This window comes from Streptomyces sp. NPDC058086 (assembly GCF_042885015.1).
Taxonomy (GTDB): domain Bacteria; phylum Actinomycetota; class Actinomycetes; order Streptomycetales; family Streptomycetaceae; genus Streptomyces.
In genome coordinates this window covers 1-22,663 of sequence record NZ_JBHVST010000088.1, presented here as the reverse complement: position 1 = coordinate 22,663, position 22,663 = coordinate 1, and the positions used below count along the sequence as shown (strand labels likewise).

Sequence of the window (22,663 nt, the reverse complement as noted above, 5' to 3'; positions counted from 1 at the left end):
GGGGGACATGGCCAAGCGCGAGAGAGTCATGAGGATGTCGGTCGAGCAGCCGCTGTGGCGTGCGCTCACCGCCTACCGCGTGCTGACAATGCTGTACGCGATCGGGCTCTTCGCCACCGCGTTCCGCAAGTTCGCCCACCCCTGGGTGGCCATCGGGTACTTCGCCGTCCTGTCCGTCTGGACGCTCGCCACCCTGCCCAGGGTCGCGAACGCGGCGAGCTGCACCAAGCGCTTCCTCGCCGTCGACCTGACCATCGCGCTCACCGGCATCATGCTCACGCCCGTCGCGGACACCCACCACCGTGTGGTGACCGGCGGCCCCACACTCCCGTCGATATGGACCGCGGGCTCCGTCCTGGCCTTCGCCATCAAGGGCGGCTGGCGCTGGGCGGCGTTCGCCTCGACGCTCGTCGCGGTCGTCAACCTCGTCGAGCGCGGCGCCCCCACCCGCGACACGATCCACAACGTGATCCTCGTCTGGGTCGCCTCCATCGCCATCGGATACGTCGTCGAGGTCGCCCGCGCCTCCGAGCTCACCCTCGCCCGCGCCCTGGAGATCGAGGCCGCGACCCGCGAGCGCGAGCGCCTCGCCCGTGACATCCACGACGGCGTCCTGCAGGTCCTCGCCATGGTGCAGCGACGGGCCTCCGCGCTCGGCGGCGAGGCCGCGGAGCTGGGCCGGATGGCCGGCGAGCAGGAGGTCGCGCTGCGCACCCTGGTCTCGGGCGGCCTGGTGCCCGTCTCGCGGGTGTCCGAGGACGCCTCCCTCGGCGCCGTCGTACGGGCCGTCGAGGAACCGGACGACGACCAGGACTCCCGGGGCCCTGTCGACCTGCGCGTACTGCTCGCCCCGTACGCGACCGCGCGCGTGACCTTCTCCGAGCCTGGGGCCCCGGTTCCTCTCCCCCCGGCCGCCGCCCGGGAGTTGGCCGCGGCCGTCGGTGCCGCCCTGGACAATGTCCGCAAGCACGTCGGCGAGGACGCACGCGCCTGGATCCTCGTCGAGGACGAGCCGGATGAGGTGATCGTGACCGTACGCGACGACGGCCCGGGCATCCCGGAGGGGCGGCTCGCCCAGGCCGAGGGGGAGGGGCGGCTCGGTGTGGCCCTGTCGATCCGGGGCCGGCTGCGCGACCTCGGCGGCGCCGCCGAACTGATCTCGGTGCCGGGCCAGGGCACGGAGGTCGAGCTGAAGATACCGAAGGTTTCCAGGGTTTCACGGGGGAAGGCGGAGCATCGATGACGGAGGTCACCGACGTGGCGGGGCAGGATCCGATCAAGGTCATGGTGGTGGACGACCACCCCATGTGGCGCGACGCGGTCGCCCGCGACCTGGACGCGTCCGGTTTCGCCGTGGTGGCCACCGCGGGCGACGGCGAGCAGGCGGTGCGCCGTGCCCGGGCCGCCGCGCCCGACGTCCTGGTGCTCGACCTGAACCTGCCCGCCAAGCCCGGCGTCCAGGTCTGCAAGGAACTGGTCGGCACCAACCCGGCGCTGCGCGTCCTCGTCCTGTCGGCCAGCGGCGAGCACGCGGACGTCCTGGAGGCGGTGAAGTCCGGCGCCACCGGTTATCTGCTGAAGTCGGCGTCCACGGAGGAGCTGATCGACGCGGTGCGCCGCACGGCCGTCGGCGACCCCGTGTTCACGCCGGGCCTCGCGGGCCTGGTCCTCGGCGAGTACCGCCGGCTGGCCTCCGAGCCCGCCCCCGCCGCGGGCGCCGACGAGCCCAAGGCCCCGCAGCTCACCGACCGCGAGACCGAGGTGCTGCGCCTGGTCGCCAAGGGCCTGAGCTACAAGCAGATCGCCGAGCGCCTGGTCATCTCCCACCGCACGGTCCAGAACCATGTGCAGAACACCTTGGGCAAGCTCCAACTCCACAACCGGGTGGAGCTGGTGCGCTATGCCATAGAGCGCGGTCTCGACGAGGCGTAGACCCCCCACGAGTGGCCGGCGTAAACCCTGATTGACCCACCATCGAGTGAAGGCGTGTGATCAACACCCGCACAATTCACCGGAATTGCCCTTCCGCCCCATGCCGAAGTGACCTGGATCACTATTAGCGTGAGTCCCATCAGGCAACCGCGGCGAAGGGACTTTTCCATGCGGGTCGGAGTACTGACCGGAGGCGGCGACTGCCCCGGACTCAACGCCGTCATCCGGGGCATCGTCCGCAAGGGCGTGCAGGAGTACGGGTACGACTTCGTCGGCTTCCGGGACGGCTGGCGCGGACCTCTCGAGAACGACACCGTCCGGCTGGACATCCCCGCCGTGCGCGGCATCCTGCCGCGCGGCGGCACCATCCTCGGCTCCTCGCGGACGAACCCGCTCAAGCAGGAGAACGGTATCCGCCGCATCAAGGAGAACCTCGCCAAGCTGGAGGTCGAGGCGCTCATCGCGATCGGCGGCGAGGACACGCTCGGCGTCGCCGCGCGCCTCACCGACGAGTACGGCGTGCCCGTCGTCGGCGTACCGAAGACCATCGACAACGACCTGTCCGCCACCGACTACACCTTCGGCTTCGACACCGCCGTCGGTATCGCCACCGAGGCGATCGACCGCCTGCACACCACCGCCGAGTCGCACATGCGCGTCCTCGTCTGCGAGGTGATGGGCCGTCACGCGGGCTGGATCGCCATCCACTCGGGCCTGGCCGGCGGCGCCAACGTCATCCTCATCCCCGAGCAGCGCTTCGACGTCGACCAGGTGTGCGCCTATGTGACCTCGCGGTTCAAGGCCTCGTACGCGCCGATCGTGGTCATCGCCGAGGGCGCGATGCCCAAGGACGGTCAGATGGTCCTGAAGGACGAGTCCCTCGACTCCTTCGGCCATGTACGCCTCTCCGGGGTCGGCGAGTGGCTGGCCAAGGAGATCGAGAAGCGCACCGGCAAGGAGGCCCGCACCACGGTCCTCGGGCACATCCAGCGCGGCGGCACCCCCAGTGCCTTCGACCGCTGGCTGGCCACGCGCTTCGGGCTGCACGCCATCGAGGCCGTCCGTGACGGCGACTTCGGCAAGATGGTCGCCCTGCGCGGCACGGACATCGTCCGGGTCCCGATCGCGGAGGCCACGGCCAAGCTGAAGACGGTCGACCCCGAGCTGTACGAGGAGGTCGGGGTCTTCTTCGGCTGACATTTCCCCTCCCCGCGATCCCGCCGGCCGCACGGGCCTCCCGACACCCGTGCGGCCGGCGTCCTCGACTACACGGAGGGCCGCCGCTCCGACAGCGTGCCGGTGCCTCGCAGCTGACCGACCAGCTCCCGTACGACGGCCGTCCCGTTCAGCGTCAGCACCGACTCCGGGTGGAACTGCACGCCCGCGAACCCGGGCCCGCGCAGCGCGTGCACCTCACCGCCTCCGGTGCGGCTGACCTCGATGCCATGGGCCGACAGCTCGGCCGCCGTCTCCTCGTCGCAGTGCGCCACGAAGCTGTTGTAGAAACCGACGGTCTCGGCCCGCCCGAAGAGATCGATCCCCGTCTGCGCGCCCTGGTACGGGACCTCCTTGCGTACGATCTCCAGGCCCAGCTCCGCCGCGATCAGCTCGTGCCCGAGGCAGACACCGAGCACGCCGTGCCCGTGCCCCCCGATCACCTCGGCGGTGAGTTCCCGCAGGAACCGCATCTTCGGATCGTCCGTGTCCAAGGGGTCGCCCGGGCCGGGGCCCAGGACCAGCGGCCCCTCGTGCGCCCGCACCGCCTCCCGCAGCCCCGGCTCGTCGTAGCGCCGCACGGTCACCTCGAGTCCCGAGGACCGCAGCACATGCGCGAGCATCGCCGTGAAGGTGTCCTCGGCGTCCACGACCAGCGCATGCCCCTGCAACTCGCGCGCCTGCTCCTGCATCCGCAGCCAGAACGGCGCGAGCGAGGCCCGCCGCCCGTCCAGCGCCGCCCGCACCCGCGGATCGTCGGCCAGCCTCGGCCGTACGCCCACCGCGCGGGCCCCGGCCTCCACGACCCCCAGCGCCGCCAGCACCCCCGCGGCCTTCGCGTGCGTCTCGGCGACCTCGCCCGCCGGATCCGATCCCCGGACGAGGGTGGCGCCGACCGGCACCCGCAGCCGCCCGTCCGCGTCGATGTCGGCGGTCCGGATGAGGATGGGCGAGTCGAGGGTCTGGGCACCGCCCGCATCGCGGCCGATGAGGGCCAGTGCCCCCGCGTAGTAGCCCCGCCCGCCGACCTCGTGCCGCTCGATCACCCGGCACGCGTTCTGTACCGGTGACCCCGTGACGGTCGCCGCGAACATGGTCTCCTTCAGGACCTCGCGCACATCCAGCGAGGACCGGCCCCGCAGCTCGTACTCGGTGTGCGCGAGGTGGGCCATCTCCTTGAGCCGCGGACCGATCACCACGCCGCCCATGTCACCGACCGTGCACATCATCTTGAGCTCCTCGTCGACGACCATCGAGAGCTCCTCGATCTCCTTGCCGTCGGCGAGAAAGCCGAGCAGGTCCTCCGCGGAGGGCCCCTCGGCGGGATAGCGGTACGTGCCGCTGATGGGGTTCATCACGACGGTCCCGCCCGACATCCGCACGTGCACCTCGGGGCTCGCGCCCACAAGCGTGCGCCCACCCGTCTCCCGCCCCCGCCCTTCCAAGGAAGGCCCTTCGGGCCCTTGCTCATTTCCGGTGTGCACGACGAACGTCCAGTACGCGCCCCGCTCACCGACAAGCAGCCGCCGGAACAGGGCCAGCGCGTCGGCCCTCCCGAACCCCGGGATCGTGCCCTCGTACGTACGCCGGATCACGAAGTTCGCGCCCTCGCCGCGCCCGATCTCCTCCTCCAGCACGCGCCCGACGATCCCCGCGTACTCCTCGTCGGCGACATCGAAGCCTCCGCCGGTGACACGCACCTCGTGCGTCGGCAGCTCCGCCAGCGCCCGCTCCAGCGGCAGGACGTGCGTCTCCTCGGGGGTCAGCACCGAGAGCGGCGTGCCGTCGTCGCGGACGTCGAAGCCGCGCTCCCTGATCTGGCGGAAGGGGACGAGCGCGAGGCCCTCGTCGGGGAGGTCGGCGAGGCGGTCGCAGGTGCTGACCGGTCCGAGCAGCAACTCGACGGTGTCGTGATCGTGACCGGGGGTGCGGCGGCGCAGCAGGGCGAACGGACGGGGATCGTCCAGCAGGTCGAGCAGGTTCATCGGTCCTGTTCCTTCTCTCGGATTCCCGGATTCTCGGATTCCCGAAAACTCGGAGAGGAACGGCCCGTGTCCGCAAACACCGAAGGCCGCCCCTCGGGCGGCCTTCGCGAAGTCTTGCGTACGCGCAGTCAGTGGGCCGCCGGATGAGCGGTCCACCACCAGTTCTGGGTCGAGTGCGCGAACATGCGCCGCACCTTACCCGACGTCAGGGTGCGGGCAACAGCGTGAACCGTCCGCGCCCTGCGTTCCTACTGCTCGGTCACCGGCCATGGATGGCATGGCCCAGGAAGCCCGACCGAGGAGACAACCATGTACGCAGCCCGTTCACCCCGGCCCCGCCGTGGCGGGGTCCGAACGCTCACCGTGTGCGCCGCCGCCGCGGCCCTCGCCGCGGGCCCGCTCGGCACCGCACGCGCCGCCGGGACCGACGACACCGTCAAGGTCACCTACCGCGGCCACGAGTTCACCGTCCCCGCCTCCTGGCCGGTCGTGGACCTGGAGAAACATCCTGACACCTGTGTCCGCTTCGACCGGCACGCCGTGTACCTCGGCACGCCCGGCGACCAGCAGCAGTGTCCGGCGGGGGCGAAGGGACGTACCGAGGCGTTCCTGATCCAGCCGTCCGTCGTCAAGGGCCGCACCGCCAGCGAGAACCGCACGGCCCGCACGTTCCGGGTCACCGCCGACCGGATCGCCGTGACCGCCGCGTACGCGAAGGACCGCACGAGGATCCAGGACATCCTGCGCGACGCCGGTCTGCCGAACGCCGCCGCGGGCACCGACGTGACCGCGGGCGCGCCCGCCGCGGCGCCGCTGCCCGCCGACGCGACGTCCTTCCGCGGCGAGGGCTTCGACGCCTGCACCGCGCCGGGCCAGACGGCGATGGACGCCTGGCGGGACGACTCCGACTACGGGGCCGTCGGCGTCTACATCGGCGGGGTCAACCGTGCCTGCGCCCAGAGCAGACTCACCTCCGGCTGGCTGCGGACGCAGTACGCCAACGGCTGGCGGTTCATCCCGCTGTACGTCGGCCGCCAGCCCTCCTCCGACGGGGGCAGCTGCGGTGGCGGCTGCGAGGCGATCACCGACCCCGTGCCGCAGGGCACCGAGGCAGCCGACGACGCCGTCGAGCAGGCCACCACGCTGGGCTTCCCCAAGGGCACGGTGATCTACGACGACCTGGAGAACTACACCCCCGGATCCACCGTCACCAGCCGGGTGCTGTCGTACCTCAATGCCTACACCAAGCGCCTGCACGCACTGGGCTACCGCTCCGGCGTCTACGGCAACACCTCGTCCCTGGTCACCGACCTGGTCGCCAACAAGAGCCGCGTCACCCTGCCCGACGTGCTCCACTTCGCCCGCTGGAACGGCAAGTCGACGACCACCGACTCGACGATCCCCGCGAACCTGTGGGCCGACCACCAGCGCATCCACCAGTACCTGGGCGACACGACCGAGACGCACGGCGGCGTGACGATCTCCATCGACCGCGACCGGCTCGACGTGGACTAGGGCCTGGCCACCCGCCCGCTCCGGGCGGCCGCGAGGACCTGCCGTGCGGCCGCCAGGATCGCGTCCCGATCGAGCGCGGTCCGTCTCAATTGATGGGCATGGGGATGGACGCCCGACACGACCCCGTAATGTTGTCAGGGTGACCGTGAACGCTAAGCCCAGCGCGAGCGCTGGCAACACCTGGCGAGACCTGCCCGCGGCGCAGCAGCCCGAGTACCCCGATGCCGAGGCTCTGCGCGATGTGATCGCGGACCTCGAGTCGTATCCGCCGCTCGTCTTCGCGGGCGAGTGCGACCAGCTGCGCGCCCGGATGGCGTCCGTCGCCAAGGGAGAGGCGTTCCTTCTCCAGGGCGGCGACTGCGCCGAGGCCTTCGACGCGGTGTCGGCCGACCACATCCGCAACAAGCTCAAGACCCTGCTCCAGATGGGCGCCGTGCTCACGTACGCCGCCTCGGTGCCCGTCGTGAAGGTCGGCCGCATCGCCGGCCAGTACTCCAAGCCGCGCTCCAAGGGGACCGAGACCCGCGACGGCGTGACCCTGCCGACGTACCGGGGCGACTCGGTCAACGGCTTCGACTTCGACGAGAAGGCCCGCATCCCGGACCCCGAGCGTCTGAAGCGGATGTACAACGCCTCCGCCTCCACGCTCAACCTGGTGCGCGCCTTCACCACCGGCGGCTACGCCGACCTGCGCCAGGTGCACGCCTGGAACCAGGACTTCGTGAAGTCCTCCCCGTCCGGCCAGCGCTACGAGCAGCTGGCGCGGGAGATCGACAACGCGATGAACTTCATGCGGGCCTGCGGGACCGACCCGGAGGAGTTCAAGACCGTCGAGTTCTACGCCTCCCACGAGGCGCTGCTCCTCGACTACGAGGCGGCGCTGACCAGGGTCGACTCGCGTACGGGCCAGCTGTACGACGTCTCGGGCCACATGGTGTGGATTGGTGAGCGCACCCGGCAGCTGGACGGCGCGCACATCGAGTTCGCCTCGCGGATCCGCAACCCGATCGGCATCAAGCTCGGCCCGACGACGACGGCCGAGGAGGCGCTCCAGTACATCGACCGTCTCGACCCGGACCGCGAGCCCGGCCGGCTGACCTTCATCGTGCGGATGGGCGCCGACAAGGTCCGCGACAAGCTCCCCGAGCTGGTCGAGAAGGTCACGGCGTCGGGCGCGGTGGTGGCCTGGGTGACCGACCCGATGCACGGCAACACCTTCGAGGCGGCCTCCGGTCACAAGACCCGCCGCTTCGACGACGTGCTCGACGAGGTCAAGGGCTTCTTCGAGGTCCACAAGGGTCTGGGCACGCACCCGGGCGGCATCCACGTCGAGCTCACCGGTGACGACGTCACCGAGTGCGTGGGCGGCGGCGACGAGATCTTCGTCGACGACCTCCACCAGCGCTACGAGACGGCCTGCGACCCGCGTCTGAACCGCAGCCAGTCCCTCGACCTGGCCTTCCTGGTCGCGGAGATGTACAGGGACCAGTGACGGGTTCGCCTGTTACACCTGAGTGAAGTGGGGCGCGGATCACATACGATCCGCGCCCCCTCCCACTTTTGCGGCTCTTGAGTGATGGGTAAGGTTAGGTTAGCCTCACCGATTAACGGGACGGCGCCAGACATCAATCCCGCCGGGAGGTGAACCGCGTGTACGTATGCAGTTGCTTCGGGGTCACCGAACAGCAGGTCAAGCAGCACGCGGAGAACGGCGCCTGCACGCCCCGCCAGATAGCCTCCGCCAGCAAGGCGGGCACGGACTGCGGCTCCTGTGTCCGCAGTATCCAGGCGATCCTCGGCCGTGGCGCCTGTCCCCGCCGTGAGCTGGCCGAACAGGGCAAGCCGGTGCTGGCCGAGCTGTCCCCGGCGCGGGGCCTGGAAGAGGCCGCCTAGCCTAGGGCCGCTCCGGCGGATCACGCCGCAGACGCGGGTCAGCTGTCGGGCTGCTCGATCACCTGGGCGATGTAGAGCGCCTCGCCGAGCTTCTCCACCAGCTCCAGCTGGGTGTCCAGGTAGTCGATGTGGTGCTCCTCGTCCTCGAGGATCGACTCGAAGATGTTCGCGGACGTGATGTCGCCCTTGTTGCGCATCACCTCGATCCCGCGCTTGAGGCGGTCGATCGCCTCGACCTCCACCTGCCGGTCGGCCTGGAACATCTCGGTGACGGTCTGCCCCACCCGGACGTGGAAGAGCCGCTGGTAGTTCGGCAGGCCCTCCAGGAAGAGGATCCGGTCGGTGAGCACCTCCGCGTGCTTCATCTCGTCGAAGGACTCGTGGCGCGTGTACTTCGCGAGCTTTGTCCAGCCGAAGTTCTCCTGCATCTTCGCGTGCAGGAAGTACTGGTTGATCGCCGTCAGCTCGCCGGTCAGCTGCTCGTTGAGGAATTCGATGACCTCGGGGTCGCCCTGCATCGCAGAGGCTCCTTCCAAGCGGGGGACTGGGCAGATTGCGCCGCATCCTCGCATCGGCGTCCCGGGCCGTCCAGTAAGTGCACGCTTAGTATGAGTTGCCCGATTCCGTACTGGGCTGGTCATGTGCACTGTCCCGGGTCTGTCAGGATGGAGTCATGGGTCAGCCGGTGGAACGTGGAACGGGAGAAGCGGCACAGTCGGAGCTTCCGCCGGGGCAGCGACTGCAGCGCGGCTGGCCGGTCACGCACTACGGCCCTGTACCCAAGTTCCGTTCCGAACGCTGGGAGTTCAGGGTCTTCGGCGCCACCGCCGACGGTGAGAAGCACTGCTGGACCCACGAGGAGTTCACGGCCCTGCCGTACACCTCGGTCGTGGCCGATCTGCACTGCGTCACGAAGTTCAGCATGATCGGCGCCGAATGGGGCGGTATCCCGGCGCGCACGATCCTGGAGATCGCCCCGCCCGCGCCCACCGTCACCCATGTCATGGTCTGGGCGGAGTACGGCTTCAGCTCGAATCTGCGCCTCGACGACTTCGCCTCCGACCGCTCGATCTTCGCCACCCACAAGGACGGTGAACTCCTCACCGCCGAGCACGGCTTCCCGCTGCGCCTCGTCGTCCCGCACCTCTACGCCTGGAAGGGCCCCAAGTGGGTCCGCGGCGTCGAGTACATGACGGCCGACCGCCGCGGCTTCTGGGAGGAGCGCGGCTACCACAACATCGGCGACCCCTGGCGCGAACAGCGCTACTCCTACCAGGAGGAGCCCGGGGACGGCCCGGAGCTCTGACTCGGGGCGCCTTTTCGGGCGGCGTCAGCCGTCCCTGAGTTTCTTCAGGCGCTCCACGTCCGCCGCGTGCCCCTCCTTCCCGCCCGGCGTCTCGATGATCAGGGGTACGCCCTCGGTGGCGGGGTGGGTCATCAGCGCGCGGAACGGGTCCTCGCCGATGTGACCGGAGCCGATGTTCTCGTGGCGGTCCTTGTGGGCGCCGACCACGTCCTTGGAGTCGTTGGCGTGGATCAGCTTGAGCCGGCCCTCGCCGACCGTGTCCACCAGCAGGTCGAGCGTCTGGTGCATGCCGCTCGGCCCGGTCAGGTCGTGCCCCGCCGCGTAGATGTGGCAGGTGTCGAGGCACACGCCCAGCTTCGGATGGGCGTCCAGCGCCTCGAAGTACGGCCCGAAGTCCCAGGTGCGCGAGCAGAGCGAGGCGCCCTGGCCCGCGGTCGACTCCAGGAGCAGATACGGGTCGTCGTCATGCGTCAGCTCGTCCAGCAGGGGCAGCAGATGCTCACGTACCTGCTTCAGGGCGACGGACCGCTCCCGGCCCCCGGTGGCGCTCCCCGTGTGCACGACCACGCCGAGTGCCCCGATCTCCCGGCCCCGCCGCAGCGAGTGCCGCAGCGACTCCACCGACTTCTCGACCGTCGCCTCGGTGTGCGAGCCGAAGTTGATCAGATACGGGGCATGGACGTACGCGGGGATCGACTCGGCGGCACAGGCCGCCCGGAACTCCTCGTCCTGGCGAGGACTGCCGACGGGTGTCGCCCAGCCGCGCGGGTTGGCGACGAAGACCTGGACGGTCTCCGCGCCCATCTCGCGTGCGTAGGTCAGGCCGACGGAGCTGAGGCCGCCGGCCACGGGGACATGGCCGCCGACGGGGTTGCGGAGCTGCTTGCTGGTCACGCCCTTCAGGGTGTCACGTGCTTCCGGGCGGCCCGTCGGCGGACCTCACCGCCGTGGCCACAGCACCGCCGTGGCCCGGCACTGCTGTGGCCTCAGCATTGCCGTGGCCTCAGCGGATCACGATGGTGATCGTCGACCCCTTGGGCGCGGTCTTGCCGCCGTCCACCGACTGGCTCTTGACATGGTCCCCGAAGAGCCCGAGCAGCCCGCGGTCCTCGTTGACCTGGAACCCGGCGTCCTCCAGCGTCTTCTTCGCGTCGTCCACGCTGTTGCCCACCACGTCCGGGACCGAGACCATCTCGGGGCCCTTGGAGACCGTCAGTGTGACGGTGTCGCCCCCGGCGACCTGGCTGCCCGCCTGCGGCGTCTGCTGGGCGATCTGGCCCTGGTCGAACTCCGAGTTGACCCGCTGGGTGGCGATCTTCACCTTCAGGCCCGCCTGCTCCAGCTCCGAGGTGGCGTCCGCGACGGACGCGCCCGTGACGTCCGCGACCTCCACCGGGCTGCCCTTGCTCACAGTGAGGGCGATGGCCGAACCGGCGTGCCGCTCCGTGCCCGCGCCCGGATCCGAACTGATCACGAAGCCCTTGGGAACGTCCTGGTTGAACTCCCGGGTGACCATGCCCGCGGCGAGCCCGTCCCCCTTCAGGACCTCCCGCGCCTTGAACAGCGCGAGTCCCGTCAGGTCGGGCACCTTCACCGTCTCCGGGCCGTTGGAGATGGTCAGCGTCACGGAGTCGTTGTCCCGGATGCGCGCGCCGGGCGCCGGGTCGCTGCTGATGACGGTGCCGCGCTTCACGGTGTCGCTGTACGCGTGCTTGACCTGCCCGACGTCGAGACCGGCCTGCTCGATCCGCGCCTTGGCCTGCGCCTCGGTCTTCGCCAGCAGCAGCGGGACCTTGGTGAACTGGCCGGAATTGATGTACCAGACTCCCGCGCCGAGCCCGAGCACCAGCACGACCGCGGCGATGATCGCGAACATTCCGCGCCGGGGCCGTGAGCCGCGCCGTGGGGGAGCGGGCGGTCCGGACTCGAACGGGCTGGTCTGCTCGAACCGGCTGGTCCGGTTCAGCGGGTCGCCGCCGTCGCCGCCGTCCTCGTAACCCTCGTTCACCGGCAGCAGGCGGGGCACGGAGAGCGAGCGCGGGATCACGCTCGTACGGTCGCCCGCGTTGTCGTGCCCCACGGCGAGCGCCTGCGGGGGTATGGCGTCGAGCTGCTCGGCGGTGAGGCCCGCCCGCGCCTGGAGGACCTGGCCGAGCAGTGCCACCGCGTCGTGCGGGCGCACCTCGGGATTGCGGGCGGTCGCCACCGCGACCAGCTCGTCGAGGGCGTAGGGCATCGAGGGCACGGCGGCCGAGGGCGGCGGCACATCCGCGTGCAGGTGCTGGTAGAGCACCTGGGCGGGGGAGTCCCCGGAGTGCGGCTTGCCGCCGGTGAGCATCTCGTAGAGGACGACCCCGCAGGCGTAGACGTCGACGCGGGTGTCCGCGGTGCCGTGCTCGATCTGTTCGGGGGCGAGGTAGGACACGGTGCCGAGTACGGCCCCTGTCGTGTTCGTGACGGTGTCCACGGCCCGGACGAGGCCGAAGTCGGCCACCTTGACCCGGCCGTCGTCCCCTATCAGGACGTTCTCCGGCTTCATGTCGCGGTGCACGAACCCGGCGCGGTGCGCGGCGCCGAGCGCGGCGAGCACCGGCTCCAGGACGTCCAGGGCGGCCCGCGGTTGCAGCGCCCCGCGCTCGCGCAGCACGTCGCGCAGGGTGCAGCCGGCGACGTACTCCATGGCCAGATAGACGTACGACCCGTCCGCGCCCTGGTCGAAGACCTGCACCACGTTGGGGTGCGCGAGCCGGGCCACCGACTTGGCCTCCCGGATGAACCGCTCGACGAACGAGCCGTCGGCGGCCAGCGTCGGGTGCATCACCTTGAGCGCGAGCACGCGGTCGAGGCGGGTGTCCAGGGCCCGGTAGACCGTGGCCATCCCGCCGACCGCGATCCGTGCGTCGACGCGGTAGCGGCCGTCGAGCACTTGCCCGACAAGCGGGTCCTGAAGGGTCGTATCCACGCAGGCGAGTCTACGAGCCGCCACTGTCACCCCCACCCTTCCGGCCAATTCCGGAGCGGGACTGCAGCCGACCTGTGACGCTTCTCGCACGCCTGATCGATCCGGTCCACACGTCGTGCACAGGCAATGTAAGGCAGCCTGCCCCTCCACCCCCCAGCCGCCAACGGCGCCCCACCCCCACAGGCGACGCACACCTTCCAGCCGACTGGAAACGGGCGGTGCGCGGGCGGGAGAAAAAACACACCAGCGCCGGGTGCCTAGAAAGCAGGACGCTCAGGATCCAACCGCGCCAGCCCCTCCGCAGGAGACGACGCGGAGGCGAAGTGCCGCCGGGGAATCCGCCCCGCACGCCAGGCAAGCCGCCCGGCTTCCACCGCGTGCTTCATGCCCTCGGCCATCAGCACCGGCTCCTGCGCCCGGGTCACGGCCGACGCCAGCATGACGCCCGCACACCCCAGCTCCATCGCGAACGCCGCGTCCGACGCCGTACCGGCCCCCGCGTCCAGAATCACCGGCACACGCGCGTGCTCCACGATCAGCTGGAAGTTGTGCGGGTTGCGGATGCCGAGACCGGACCCGATGGGCGACCCGAGCGGCATGACCGCCGCGCAGCCCACGTCCTCCAGCTTCCGCGCGAGCACAGGATCGTCGTTGGTGTACGGCAGCACGGTGAAACCGTCGTCGACCAGCGTCTCGGCGGCGTCCAGCAACTCGATCGGATCCGGCAGCAGGGTCCGCTCGTCGGCGATGACCTCCAGCTTGATCAGCTCCGTACCGAGCGCCTCCCGCGCGAGCCGCGCGGTCAGCACGGCCTCGCCCGCGGTGAAGCACCCCGCCGTGTTCGGCAGCACCCGGATGCCCAGCTTGTCGAGCACGGACAGCACCGAGCCGTGCGCCGAGGGATTCACCCGGCGCATCGCGACCGTCGTCAGCTCCGTGCCGGACGCCACGAGCGACCGCTCCAGGACGTCGAGGCTGGGCGCACCCCCCGTACCCATGATCAGCCGGGACGTGAAGGACGTACCTCCGAGGACAAACGGGTCGTCGGCCATGGTTCAGCCTCCTTGGACTGCGGTGAGGACTTCGACGCGGTCTCCCTCGGAGAGGGCCGTGGACGACCACTGCGTGCGCGGGACAACGGTTTCGTTGAGCGCGGCGGCGACGCCGGAGGGCGCGACGGTGAGGGTGGCGACGAGCTTGTCGAGGGCCGTGTCGGCGGCGACGAGCCGTCGCTCTCCGTTGACGAAGATGTTCATACGGTCTGCTCCGTGAGTGCTGTGCTGAAGCGCCCGGGGGCGAAGGGGCGGGCCTCTTCCGGAAGCTCGCCCGTGGTCAGGACGTGCGCCATGGCGTCCCCGGTGACGGGCGTGAGCAGGACGCCGTTGCGGTAGTGCCCCGTGGCCAGCAGCAGCCCGTCGAGCGCGGTCGGGCCGAGCAGTGGCGCGTTGTCGGGCGACCCCGGCCGCAGGCCCGCGCGCGTCTCGGTGAGCGGCAGCTCGGTGATTCCGGGCACCAGCTCATGGGCGTCGCGCAGCAGCTCGTAGACCCCGCCCGCGGTCACCGTCGTGTCCCAGCCCAGCTCCTCGCTGGTGGCGCCCACGACGAGCTCACCGTTCTCCCGCGGCACCAGATAGACCTGGCTGCCGCGCACCACGGCCCGCACGGTGCGGCTCAGGAACGGCGCGTACCGCTTCGGCACGGTCAGCCGCAGTACCTGACCCTTCACGGGCCGTACGGGCGGCAGTACGTCGGCGGGCACGCCCGGGAGCTTCCCGCTGAGGCTCCCGGCGGCGAGCACCACCTGCCCCGCGGCCAGCTGTTCACCGTCCGTCGTGACGACCCCGGCGGCCCGGTCCCGTACGACGGTCAGGCGCTCCGCCCACGTCCGGTGGAACTTCACTCCGGCCCGCTCGCACGCCGTGACCAGGGCCTTCGCGAGCCGGCGCGGGTCGATCTGGTGGTCTCCGTCGACCCGCAGCCCGCCGCGCACGCCCGGCGCGAGCATCGGCTCCAGACGGCGGCACTCCCGGCCGCTGAGCCACTCCGATTCGAGCCCCGAGCGGTGTTGCAAGGCATGCAGTTCGCGCAGGTGGGCGCGGTCGTCGGCGTCCAGCGCGACGGCCAGCGTGCCGCACCGGCGGTAGCCGAGGTCCTGGCCGCTCACCTCGGTGAGTTCGGCGGCGAAGTCGGGATAGCGGCGCGCGGAGGCGAGGTTCAGGCCCAGCAGGGTCTGCTCGCCGTAGTGCAGCTCGGTGACGGCGGCGAGCATTCCGGCGGCCACCCGTGCCGCCCCGCCGCCCGGCTCGGGGTCCACGACCGCGACGGTGAACCCACGCTGCGCGGCCCGCCAGGCGGTCACGAGACCGATGATCCCGCCCCCGATGACGAGGACATCCGACGTACGTGCGGCCGATGACGGCGCATCCGATGAACGTGCAGGTGTACGCGTAGGCGACATGGGCGTCCAGCCCCTCCCTTCGCCGGCATGACCCGGATCAGGTTCGTACGGTCGGAGGCCGCCAGCCTCCCTCTCAGCCCGGTGCGTCCGGGCTCCCGCGAGTGCTTTACGTTCGCCACCCTAGCCCGCTGCCGTATGTCTCAGTAAGGGAGCCTCCGTCCGGGGCCCGTTCGCGGGTCGGTACGCGCACTCGGTTCGCGGACCACGAGAAGGACGGCGAGATCCGTTGTGGAACAGGTCACTGCGCACGTCCCCTGACTGACAGATTGTCAGTTGTCTATGGTGATCAGGTGAGCGAGCAGACGCGGGCACAGGTGCGGACGCAGGGGCGTACGGCACGGCGGGTCGTCATCGTGGGCGCGGGCATGGCCGGCGTGCAGACGGCGGTCGCCCTGCGGGAACAGGGTTTCACCGGGGATGTGACGCTGATCGGCGCCGAGCCGCACCAGCCGTACGACCGGCCACCCCTGTCCAAGGCGGTGCTGCTCGGCAAGGCCGAGGGCTCCGCCTTCGACATCGACTTCGAGGCGCTGGGCATCGAACTGCGACTCGGCTGCGAGGCGCTGGGCCTGCGCCCCGCAGACCACGAGCTGGACACCGAGGCAGGACCGGTGCCCTACGACGTCCTGGTCCTCGCGACCGGCGCGGAACCGATCCAGCTGCCCGGCGCGCAGGGCGTCCCCGGCGTCCATCTGCTGCGGACCCTGGACGACGCCGAGCGACTGCGCCCCGTGCTCGCCCAGCAGCACGACATCGTGGTCGTGGGGGCGGGCTGGATCGGCGCGGAGTTCGCGACGGCGGCGCGTGAGGCCGGGTGCGCGGTCACGGTCGTCGAGGCCGCCGACCGGCCGCTGGCCGGGGCGCTGCCCGCGGAGGTGGCCGCGCCGATGACCGCCTGGTACGCGGACAGCGGCGCTTCGCTGCGCACCCACGCGCGCGTGGAGCGCGTCGAGCCCGGCGCGGTGGTCCTCGACGACGGCTCGCGGGTGCCGGCGGGCGCCGTGGTCGTCGGCATCGGCGCGCGCCCCGCCACCGCCTGGCTGGCCGGCTCCGGCGTCGAGCTCGGCGCCCACCGGGAGGTGGTGGCCGACAGCCACCTGCGCACCTCCGTGCCGGACGTCTACGCGGTCGGCGACTGCGCCTCCTTCCCGTCGGGCCGCTACGAGGAGCGCCTCCTCGTCCACCACTGGGACAACGCCCTCCAGGCGCCGCGCACGGTCGCGGCGAACATCATCGGCGAGGCCCCGGTGGCGTACGACCCGGTCCCGTACTTCTGGTCCGAGCAGTTCGGCCGCTTCGTCCAGTACGTCGGCCATCACACCCCCGCCGATACGACCATCTGGCGGGGCGACCCGTCGGGCGCGGCCTGGACGGTCTGCTGGCTCCGCGAGAGCCGCCTCGTCGCCCTCCTGGCCGTGGGGCGGCCCCGTGACCTGGCCCAGGGCCGCCGCCTGATCGAGGCAGGCATGCCCATGAACCCGGACATCCTGGCCGACCCGTCCCGCCCTCTGAAGGACGCCACGGCATGACCGCCCGGTTTCCGTCGCCCGGACGGCGGTCCGGGGGGCGCTCGGGTACCGAGTGTCAGTCCGGGATGGCAGGCTTGTCCCGTGACCGAGATTGACGCAAAGATCGATGCTCTCGTCCCCGCCTGGCTCACCCTCCCCGACATCGCCGAACAGCTCGGCGTCGAGGTGACCCGCGTCCGGCAGCTGGTCAAGGAGGGCCAGCTGATCGCCGTACGCCGTGGTGAGAACCGCGCGCTGCACGTCCCCGCCGCCTTCATCGACGGGAACGAACAGAAGGTCGTCAAGGGCCTGGTCGGCACCTTGACGCTCCTGCGGGACGACGGCTTCTCCGACGAAGAGATGCTCGAGTGGCTCTTCACCCCCGACCCGAGCCTGCCCGGCACCCCCGCGCAGGCGCTGAGCGAGAATCGCGGCACGGAGGTGAAGCGCCGCGCCCAGGCGCTCGCCGTCTGATTCGACCGACCGTCCGGCGTACGGACCACGGCCGGCCCCGGACCACCCCGGCCGCCGCGGTCCGTACGCACCGCATCACATCCGTAGGGTGCGTACGACAGCCGTACGCACCGCACCACGGGGGATACACGCATGCCCGAGAACGCCGCCCGCACCCTCCTCGCCGACGCCCGCGTCTACCTCTGCACGGACGCCCGCAAGCGCCAGGGCGACCTCGCCGAGTTCCTGGACGCGGTCCTGGCCGGCGGCGTCGACATCGTGCAGCTGCGTGACAAGGGCATGGAGGCCGCCGAGGAGCTGGAGCACCTCCAGGTCTTCGCGGACGCCTGCGCCCGCCACGGCAAGCTCCTCGCGGTCAACGACCGCGCGGACGTCGCCCATGCCATCGGCGCCGACGTACTCCACCTGGGCCAGGGCGATCTCCCGGTCCCCGCCGCCCGCGCGATCCTCGGCGACGAGGTCCTGATGGGCCGCTCCACGCACGCCGAGTCCGAGGCGGCGGCCGCCGCCGTCCAGGACGGCGTGGACTACTTCTGCACCGGCCCCTGCTGGCCCACCCCCACCAAGCCCGGCCGCCACGCCCCGGGCCTGGGCCTGGTCCGATACACGGCCTCCCTCGCCACCGACCGCCCCTGGTTCGCCATCGGCGGCATCGACCTCGGCAACCTCGACGAGGTACTGGAGGCGGGCGCCCGCCGCGTCGTCGTCGTACGGGCGATCACCGAGGCGGCGGATCCCGGCGCGGCGGCGGGAGAATTCGCCAAGCGGCTGCGTCAGGCGTAAGCGGCGGCCGCGTCAGGCACAGCGGGCGCGTCGATGGTCCGGCCAACGGTTGGACCGGTTGTCCCACAGGTGTCCGAGGGGTGGACAAGAAGTCGACAAATTGGACAATTGGCATCGGTTCGGTTGGGAGACCGCCGCCCCCTGACTAACCTGCGGGTATGGCCCTCGGATCTGCTTCCACCAGGACTGATCGCGCGCGCACCGTGCGTGACATGCTCGCCACCGGCAAGGCGACGTACTCGTTCGAGTTCTCCGCGCCGAAAACCCCCAAGGGCGAGCGGAACCTGTGGAACGCGCTGCGTCGCGTCGAGGCCGTCGCCCCCGACTTCGTCTCCGTCACCTACGGTGCCGGTGGCTCCACCCGCGCGGGCACGGTCAAGGAGACCGAGCAGATCGTCGCCGACACGACGCTCACCCCGGTCGCCCACCTCACCGCGGTCAACCACTCCATCGCCGAACTGCGCAACATCATCGGCCAGTACGCCGACGCCGGCATCCGGAACATGCTCGCGGTCCGCGGCGACCCGCCCGGCGACCCGATGGGCGACTGGGTCCCGCACCCCCGGGGCCTGACCTACGCCGCCGAACTCGTCCGTCTCATCAAGGAGTCCGGCGACTTCTGTGTCGGCGTCGCCGCCTTCCCCGAGATGCACCCCCGCTCCGCGGACTGGGACGTGGACGTCGCGCACTTCGTCGACAAGTGCCGGGCCGGCGCGGACTACGCGATCACCCAGATGTTCTTCCAGCCCGAGTCGTATCTGCGCCTGCGTGACCGGGTGGTGGCGGCCGGCTGTACGACACCGGTCATCCCGGAGGTCATGCCGGTGACGAGTGTGAAGATGCTGGAACGACTTCCGAAGCTCAGCAACGCTTCGTTCCCGGACGTCCTGAAAGAGCGGATCCTCACAGCCAAAGACGATCCGGCGGCTGTACGCTCCATTGGCATCGAGTTCGCGACGGAGTTCTGCGCGAGACTGCTGGACGAGGGAGTCCCCGGACTTCACTTCATCACGCTCAACAACTCGACGGCGACGCTGGAAATCTACGAGAATCTGGGCCTGCACCACCCGCAGCAGGCCTAGACCGGTCGCACCCACGTACGACACACTGCGTAGCGGCCACTGGGAGAGGGGCGTACATGGGCTGGACGGTCCTCTATATCGCGTTCGGCATCGTCGCGCTGTGGCTGCTCGGCGAGGTCCTGCTGCAGTACAAGGCGCGGTTGCGCTGGCGCCTGCTCGCGTTCGTGGGCTTCCTCGGTGTCGTCTTCGGCGTGCTGATCCCCTCCGTGATCGTCATCGGGCTCGGCGCGGCGGCCTTCGCGATCGGCCAGACGTACGTCACCCTGTCGTTCCGCCGCGGTTTCGCGGAGGGCTGGGCCGTGGGCAACCGGCAGGGCGCCGACAGCGGCGCCGGCAAGGGCTTCGGCAAGAGCAAGCGACGCCGCGGTGAGGACCACCAGGACCCGGCGCTGGAGGTCTCCGACCTCGAAACGGCCGAGGGAGCCGAGGCCAGGGCCGAAGGAACGGCCCGGGGCGCGGCGTATTCCCAGGAGGACGACTTCACCCGCGAGGACGACGTGTTCTCGCCCGCGCACTCCGACCGGTTCATGCCGCCCGGCTCCGGCAACCTGACGGCCGCCGAGGCCACCGCCGTGTACGAGCCCCAGCCCCTGCCCGAGGACACCGGCTCCTACGGCGTCTACAGCGACACCGCCTACGCTGCCGCCACCGACCAGTCCTACGCCGCCGCGGCCCAGCCCCAGGACCAGCAGGCCTACGCGTACGACGGCTACTCGACCGGGTACGACCAGCAGCAGCAGCAGCAGTACGGCTACGGCAACGGCCAGCAGCAGTACGCCGCCTACTCCGACCCGTACACCGGCGCGCAGACCTACAGCGGCGCCTCGTACGACACGACCTACGGCGGCGGCGACCAGCAGTACACGCAGCAGCAGGCCTACGGCCAGGACCAGTACGCCACCGGCGGCTACGGCGGCGAGACCCCGGCCGGTGGTGTCTGGGTCCCGCAGCAGCGCAGCACCGACGACCCCTACGGCGGCGAACTCCCGCCGGAGCAGCCCTACCCGTACCAGGGCAACGGCAACGGCAACGCCAACGGCGCCGGGTACGACGAGCAGTACCGGTACTGAGGGCCGCCCTCCCCGGGCGGCCTTCGGCGCGCCGGTGCGCTCACTGAGAGCCCCGGAACTGCGGTCCCTCCACGATCAGTCCGGACACCAGGGCGCCCGACATGCCCGCGTGCGGGAGGCCACCGCCCGGGTGGGCCCAGCCGCCGACCACGAACAGCCCTGGCACACGGGTGGTGTTCGACGGGTGCAGCAGCCGACCGTCCGCCGCGGCGAGCGCCGGGGCGGGGACGGCGCCGCCGTCCGCGCCCGTCTCCTCGGCGAAGTCGGCCGGAGTGCGGACCTCGTGCCACAGCAGACGGTCGCGCAGGCCCGGTATCGCGCGCTCGGCGATACCGAGCACCCCCTCCACGTCCGCCTCGGACACCGACAGGCCCGATGGCACCGTGACGCTCAGCGTGACCGCCTCGTGCCCCGTGTCCGGCGCGAGGGCGGGGTCGTCAGGGCGCGACACCGTCACGGTGGGCGAGGAAGGGACCCCCGGACGCTCACCGAAGAGCCGGTCCAACTCCTCGGCCCGGTCCGCCGCGTGCACCACCGTGCGGTGTGCCACCCCCTCGGGACGCCCTCCGCGCAGCGCCAGTAGCACGGTCAGCCGACTCGGGGCCCCGCGCTGCGACGCGACCTCGTCACCGCCCCGTAGCGCCGTCCCGGGGACCAGGGCGTCGAGCGCTGCGGGTGCGACACCGGCGACCACGAAGTCGGCGTCCGCGACCTCGCCGCCGGCCAGCTCCACACCCGCCGCCCGGCCGTCCTTCTCGACGATCCGCGCGACCGGCGACCCGAAGCGGAACTCCACCCTGCGGGCCACGCACCGCTCGTACACCGCGCGCGCCAACTCCCGTATGCCGCCGCGCACGTACCAGGTGCCGAAAGCGTGCTCCATGTACGGCAGCACGGCGGCGCTCGCCGGGGTGACGCGCGGATCGAGCCCGTGGGCGAGGGCGTGACTCTCCAGCAGGGCCGTGAGGCGCGGGTCGCGCAACTCCCAGGCGCCGACCTCGGCGAGGGTCGTGGCGCGGCGGGTGCGCAGCAGCTTCTTGTGCGGCACCGAGGGGTAGGGCTCGCGCTCGGCGAGCACCGACCAGTTCGGCCACAGCGGCTCCTCCAGGAGCGGCCTGCGGGTGCGGTCCCAGGCCTCGCGCGCCCGCACCAGGAAGTCGCCCCACCGTGCGCCCGCGCCCGCCCCGAGGGCCTCGTCGAGGGCGGTGACGGCGCCCGCGCGCGAGGCGTTCGGCAGACCGACCTCCGTGCCGTCGGCGAAGACATGGCGCGAGGACGGGTCCACCTGGACCAGCTCGACGCACGCCTCCAGCGGCTCCTTGCCCGTCTTGACGAACAGATCGCGGTAGACCGCGGGCAGCGGGAGCAGTCCCGGGCCTGTGTCGAACATGAAGCCGTCGCGCTCGAAGCGGCGCACCGCACCGCCGTACGTCGCCGCGCGCTCGTACACCACCACCCGGTGGCCCGCGACGGCCAGCCGGGCGGCGGCCGCCATCGCGCCCATCCCGGCGCCGATCACCGCAATCCGTCCCATGCCGGCGACTTTATCGGCCGCCACTGACAACCCGGCCCGCGGTGCTCAGTCGGGTGGCTGTCCCACCCGCTCGGCCAGGCGTCTCTCCTCCCGGCGCTGGGCCCTGCGGCGCAGGAACCGGCGGATCCGTGAGATCAGGAAGTAGAGCGCCAGCAGCCCCGCGAGCAGCAGCACGCCCGCGATGATCGCCGCGGCCTCGGGGTGGAACATCGCGAAGGTAAGGATCCCGGCGACCCCGAGATCCTCGGCGGTGCTCATGATGAGGTTGCTGAACGGCTCCGGCGAGGTGTTGATCGCCATCCGTGTCCCGGCCTTGACCGTGTGGCTCGCCAATGCCGTCGAACCGCCGATCGCACCCGCCGCCAGATCGGAGAGCGAACCGCTCTGCCCGGCGAGCAGGGCCCCGACCCACGCCCCCGCCGCTGGGCGGATCACGGTGTGCACCGAGTCCCACACCGAGTCCACGTACGGGATCTTGTCGGCGACCGCCTCGCACAGGAAGAGAACGCCCGCTGTGATCAGGATCTCAGGGCGCTGAAGGGACTCGGGGACGTCGTCGCTCAGGCCGGTCGCTCCGAAGATGCCGAGGAGCAGCACCACCGCGTACGCGTTGATGCCACTGGCCCAGCCGCTGGTGAAGACCAGGGGGAGTACGGACACGGACGCGATCGTAACCAGTCGCCGACGGTCCGTCCTGGGCATGAGTGCGTACGGCTGAGTATCCGTACCTAGTGAGTGAGATGAGTACGCGCGCGGATGGGGCCCGACCTGCGCGAAAGAGAGAGTGGAGGCACGGAGAGGGGCGCGGCACCGGCACCGCCGACACGGGGCGGCGGAACGGTCCTCGCGCCCTTGGCCGCTCCTTCCGCCGACTCCGTCGGCGGGAGTGAGGCACGGGGGAACCCGGGGGACGACCGAACGGGGGCCCAACGGGGGAGTACGGGGG

General features: G+C 71.1%; 22 protein-coding genes and 1 riboswitch. Of the genes, 12 read left to right on the top strand and 10 right to left on the bottom strand.

The window, feature by feature from the left end:
- The first annotated feature begins 7 nt into the window (after nucleotides 1-7).
- The 3 genes from macS to ACFVWD_RS43070 all read left to right on the top strand — a co-directional run bounded on the left by macS (nucleotide 8) and on the right by ACFVWD_RS43070 (nucleotide 3,129).
- Entirely contained in the window at nucleotides 8-1,243 is a 1,236-nt protein-coding gene (gene macS, locus ACFVWD_RS43080) for a MacS family sensor histidine kinase (RefSeq protein WP_389603392.1), read from the top strand.
- A complete protein-coding gene (locus ACFVWD_RS43075; protein ID WP_360272989.1) occupies nucleotides 1,240-1,932 on the top strand; it encodes a response regulator transcription factor in 693 nt (230 codons plus the stop codon). The genes macS and ACFVWD_RS43075 overlap by 4 nt, the downstream gene beginning before the upstream one ends.
- Before the next feature lie 168 nt (nucleotides 1,933-2,100).
- The gene (locus ACFVWD_RS43070; RefSeq protein WP_389603391.1) at nucleotides 2,101-3,129 is read left to right on the top strand and encodes a 6-phosphofructokinase; all 1,029 of its coding nucleotides are present in this window, start codon (nucleotides 2,101-2,103) and stop codon (nucleotides 3,127-3,129) included.
- 68 nt (nucleotides 3,130-3,197) lie between these two features.
- Here ACFVWD_RS43070 and ACFVWD_RS43065 read toward each other — a convergent pair whose 3' ends face one another.
- Both ACFVWD_RS43065 and ACFVWD_RS43060 read right to left on the bottom strand, forming a co-directional pair.
- Nucleotides 3,198-5,132 (bottom strand): anthranilate synthase family protein, encoded by a 1,935-nt coding sequence (locus tag ACFVWD_RS43065; protein WP_389603389.1) that lies wholly within the window; start codon nucleotides 5,130-5,132, stop codon nucleotides 3,198-3,200.
- 128 nt (nucleotides 5,133-5,260) lie between these two features.
- Nucleotides 5,261-5,317 (bottom strand): trp operon leader peptide, encoded by a 57-nt coding sequence (locus ACFVWD_RS43060; RefSeq protein ID WP_071528813.1) that lies wholly within the window; start codon nucleotides 5,315-5,317, stop codon nucleotides 5,261-5,263.
- A gap of 124 nt (nucleotides 5,318-5,441) precedes the next feature.
- Between ACFVWD_RS43060 and ACFVWD_RS43055 the strand changes: the two genes are divergently transcribed.
- From ACFVWD_RS43055 to ACFVWD_RS43045, 3 genes are all read left to right on the top strand, one after another.
- The gene (locus tag ACFVWD_RS43055) at nucleotides 5,442-6,647 is read left to right on the top strand and encodes a glycoside hydrolase domain-containing protein (protein WP_389603388.1); all 1,206 of its coding nucleotides are present in this window, start codon (nucleotides 5,442-5,444) and stop codon (nucleotides 6,645-6,647) included.
- Between the two features lie 139 nt (nucleotides 6,648-6,786).
- Nucleotides 6,787-8,139, top strand: coding sequence for a class II 3-deoxy-7-phosphoheptulonate synthase (locus ACFVWD_RS43050; RefSeq protein ID WP_054231523.1), 1,353 nt, complete (start codon nucleotides 6,787-6,789; stop codon nucleotides 8,137-8,139).
- A gap of 149 nt (nucleotides 8,140-8,288) precedes the next feature.
- The gene (locus tag ACFVWD_RS43045) at nucleotides 8,289-8,540 is read left to right on the top strand and encodes a (2Fe-2S)-binding protein (protein ID WP_351701114.1); all 252 of its coding nucleotides are present in this window, start codon (nucleotides 8,289-8,291) and stop codon (nucleotides 8,538-8,540) included.
- Between the two features lie 38 nt (nucleotides 8,541-8,578).
- On the opposite strand, the gene bfr is transcribed toward ACFVWD_RS43045, so the two are convergent.
- Nucleotides 8,579-9,058, bottom strand: a complete 480-nt coding sequence (bfr, locus tag ACFVWD_RS43040) for a bacterioferritin (protein WP_101405618.1) — start codon at nucleotides 9,056-9,058, stop codon at nucleotides 8,579-8,581.
- Between the two features lie 155 nt (nucleotides 9,059-9,213).
- On the opposite strand from bfr, the gene ACFVWD_RS43035 reads away from it, so the two are divergent.
- A complete protein-coding gene (locus ACFVWD_RS43035) occupies nucleotides 9,214-9,846 on the top strand; it encodes a sulfite oxidase-like oxidoreductase (RefSeq protein WP_389603386.1) in 633 nt (210 codons plus the stop codon).
- A gap of 24 nt (nucleotides 9,847-9,870) precedes the next feature.
- Here ACFVWD_RS43035 and ACFVWD_RS43030 read toward each other — a convergent pair whose 3' ends face one another.
- From ACFVWD_RS43030 to thiO, 5 genes are all read right to left on the bottom strand, one after another.
- The gene (locus tag ACFVWD_RS43030) at nucleotides 9,871-10,740 is read right to left on the bottom strand and encodes a deoxyribonuclease IV (RefSeq protein ID WP_101405620.1); all 870 of its coding nucleotides are present in this window, start codon (nucleotides 10,738-10,740) and stop codon (nucleotides 9,871-9,873) included.
- Between the two features lie 109 nt (nucleotides 10,741-10,849).
- Nucleotides 10,850-12,808, bottom strand: coding sequence for a Stk1 family PASTA domain-containing Ser/Thr kinase (pknB, locus tag ACFVWD_RS43025; RefSeq protein WP_389603385.1), 1,959 nt, complete (start codon nucleotides 12,806-12,808; stop codon nucleotides 10,850-10,852).
- 257 nt (nucleotides 12,809-13,065) lie between these two features.
- Nucleotides 13,066-13,860, bottom strand: a complete 795-nt coding sequence (locus tag ACFVWD_RS43020; RefSeq protein WP_389603383.1) for a thiazole synthase — start codon at nucleotides 13,858-13,860, stop codon at nucleotides 13,066-13,068.
- Between the two features lie 3 nt (nucleotides 13,861-13,863).
- On the bottom strand, nucleotides 13,864-14,064 hold the full coding sequence (thiS, locus tag ACFVWD_RS43015) for a sulfur carrier protein ThiS (RefSeq protein WP_389603382.1): 201 nt from the start codon (nucleotides 14,062-14,064) through the stop codon (nucleotides 13,864-13,866).
- On the bottom strand, nucleotides 14,061-15,266 hold the full coding sequence (gene thiO / locus ACFVWD_RS43010; protein ID WP_389603380.1) for a glycine oxidase ThiO: 1,206 nt from the start codon (nucleotides 15,264-15,266) through the stop codon (nucleotides 14,061-14,063). Before thiO ends, thiS begins: the two co-directional genes overlap by 4 nt.
- Nucleotides 15,264-15,375: riboswitch (TPP riboswitch) on the bottom strand. (Overlaps the previous gene by 3 nt.)
- 181 nt (nucleotides 15,376-15,556) lie before the next feature.
- On the opposite strand from thiO, the gene ACFVWD_RS43005 reads away from it, so the two are divergent.
- The 5 genes from ACFVWD_RS43005 to ACFVWD_RS42985 all read left to right on the top strand — a co-directional run bounded on the left by ACFVWD_RS43005 (nucleotide 15,557) and on the right by ACFVWD_RS42985 (nucleotide 20,183).
- Nucleotides 15,557-16,795 (top strand): NAD(P)/FAD-dependent oxidoreductase, encoded by a 1,239-nt coding sequence (locus ACFVWD_RS43005; RefSeq protein WP_389603379.1) that lies wholly within the window; start codon nucleotides 15,557-15,559, stop codon nucleotides 16,793-16,795.
- Between the two features lie 81 nt (nucleotides 16,796-16,876).
- Entirely contained in the window at nucleotides 16,877-17,248 is a 372-nt protein-coding gene (locus tag ACFVWD_RS43000; RefSeq protein ID WP_389603378.1) for an Rv2175c family DNA-binding protein, read from the top strand.
- A 132-nt stretch (nucleotides 17,249-17,380) separates the two neighbouring features.
- Nucleotides 17,381-18,031: a thiamine phosphate synthase gene (thiE, locus tag ACFVWD_RS42995; protein ID WP_389603377.1), complete on the top strand. Its 651-nt coding sequence runs from the start codon at nucleotides 17,381-17,383 to the stop codon at nucleotides 18,029-18,031.
- Nucleotides 18,032-18,189: 158 nt separating this feature from the next.
- On the top strand, nucleotides 18,190-19,113 hold the full coding sequence (gene metF / locus ACFVWD_RS42990; protein ID WP_101405626.1) for a methylenetetrahydrofolate reductase [NAD(P)H]: 924 nt from the start codon (nucleotides 18,190-18,192) through the stop codon (nucleotides 19,111-19,113).
- 56 nt (nucleotides 19,114-19,169) lie between these two features.
- A complete protein-coding gene (locus ACFVWD_RS42985; RefSeq protein WP_389603375.1) occupies nucleotides 19,170-20,183 on the top strand; it encodes a hypothetical protein in 1,014 nt (337 codons plus the stop codon).
- Between the two features lie 40 nt (nucleotides 20,184-20,223).
- On the opposite strand, the gene ACFVWD_RS42980 is transcribed toward ACFVWD_RS42985, so the two are convergent.
- Entirely contained in the window at nucleotides 20,224-21,717 is a 1,494-nt protein-coding gene (locus tag ACFVWD_RS42980; RefSeq protein ID WP_389603374.1) for a phytoene desaturase family protein, read from the bottom strand.
- 45 nt (nucleotides 21,718-21,762) lie between these two features.
- Nucleotides 21,763-22,377, bottom strand: coding sequence for a DUF4126 domain-containing protein (locus tag ACFVWD_RS42975; RefSeq protein ID WP_389603372.1), 615 nt, complete (start codon nucleotides 22,375-22,377; stop codon nucleotides 21,763-21,765).
- Nucleotides 22,378-22,663: the final 286 nt, after the last annotated feature.

Bases quoted from the DNA above. Each gene is read 5' to 3' on its own strand.
- ACFVWD_RS43070 (WP_389603391.1), top strand. From the start codon at position 2,101: ATGCGGGTCGGAGTACTGACCGGAGGCGGCGACTGCCCCGGACTCAAC.
- thiO (WP_389603380.1), bottom strand. From the start codon at position 15,266: ATGTCGCCTACGCGTACACCTGCACGTTCATCGGATGCGCCGTCATCG.
- ACFVWD_RS43055 (WP_389603388.1), top strand. From the start codon at position 5,442: ATGTACGCAGCCCGTTCACCCCGGCCCCGCCGTGGCGGGGTCCGAACG.
- ACFVWD_RS43065 (WP_389603389.1), bottom strand. From the start codon at position 5,132: ATGAACCTGCTCGACCTGCTGGACGATCCCCGTCCGTTCGCCCTGCTG.
- metF (WP_101405626.1), top strand. From the start codon at position 18,190: ATGGCCCTCGGATCTGCTTCCACCAGGACTGATCGCGCGCGCACCGTG.
- ACFVWD_RS43035 (WP_389603386.1), top strand. From the start codon at position 9,214: ATGGGTCAGCCGGTGGAACGTGGAACGGGAGAAGCGGCACAGTCGGAG.
- ACFVWD_RS43075 (WP_360272989.1), top strand. From the start codon at position 1,240: ATGACGGAGGTCACCGACGTGGCGGGGCAGGATCCGATCAAGGTCATG.
- thiS (WP_389603382.1), bottom strand. From the start codon at position 14,064: ATGAACATCTTCGTCAACGGAGAGCGACGGCTCGTCGCCGCCGACACG.
- ACFVWD_RS42980 (WP_389603374.1), bottom strand. From the start codon at position 21,717: ATGGGACGGATTGCGGTGATCGGCGCCGGGATGGGCGCGATGGCGGCC.
- thiE (WP_389603377.1), top strand. From the start codon at position 17,381: ATGCCCGAGAACGCCGCCCGCACCCTCCTCGCCGACGCCCGCGTCTAC.
- ACFVWD_RS42985 (WP_389603375.1), top strand. From the start codon at position 19,170: ATGGGCTGGACGGTCCTCTATATCGCGTTCGGCATCGTCGCGCTGTGG.
- ACFVWD_RS43020 (WP_389603383.1), bottom strand. From the start codon at position 13,860: ATGGCCGACGACCCGTTTGTCCTCGGAGGTACGTCCTTCACGTCCCGG.
- bfr (WP_101405618.1), bottom strand. From the start codon at position 9,058: ATGCAGGGCGACCCCGAGGTCATCGAATTCCTCAACGAGCAGCTGACC.
- macS (WP_389603392.1), top strand. From the start codon at position 8: ATGGCCAAGCGCGAGAGAGTCATGAGGATGTCGGTCGAGCAGCCGCTG.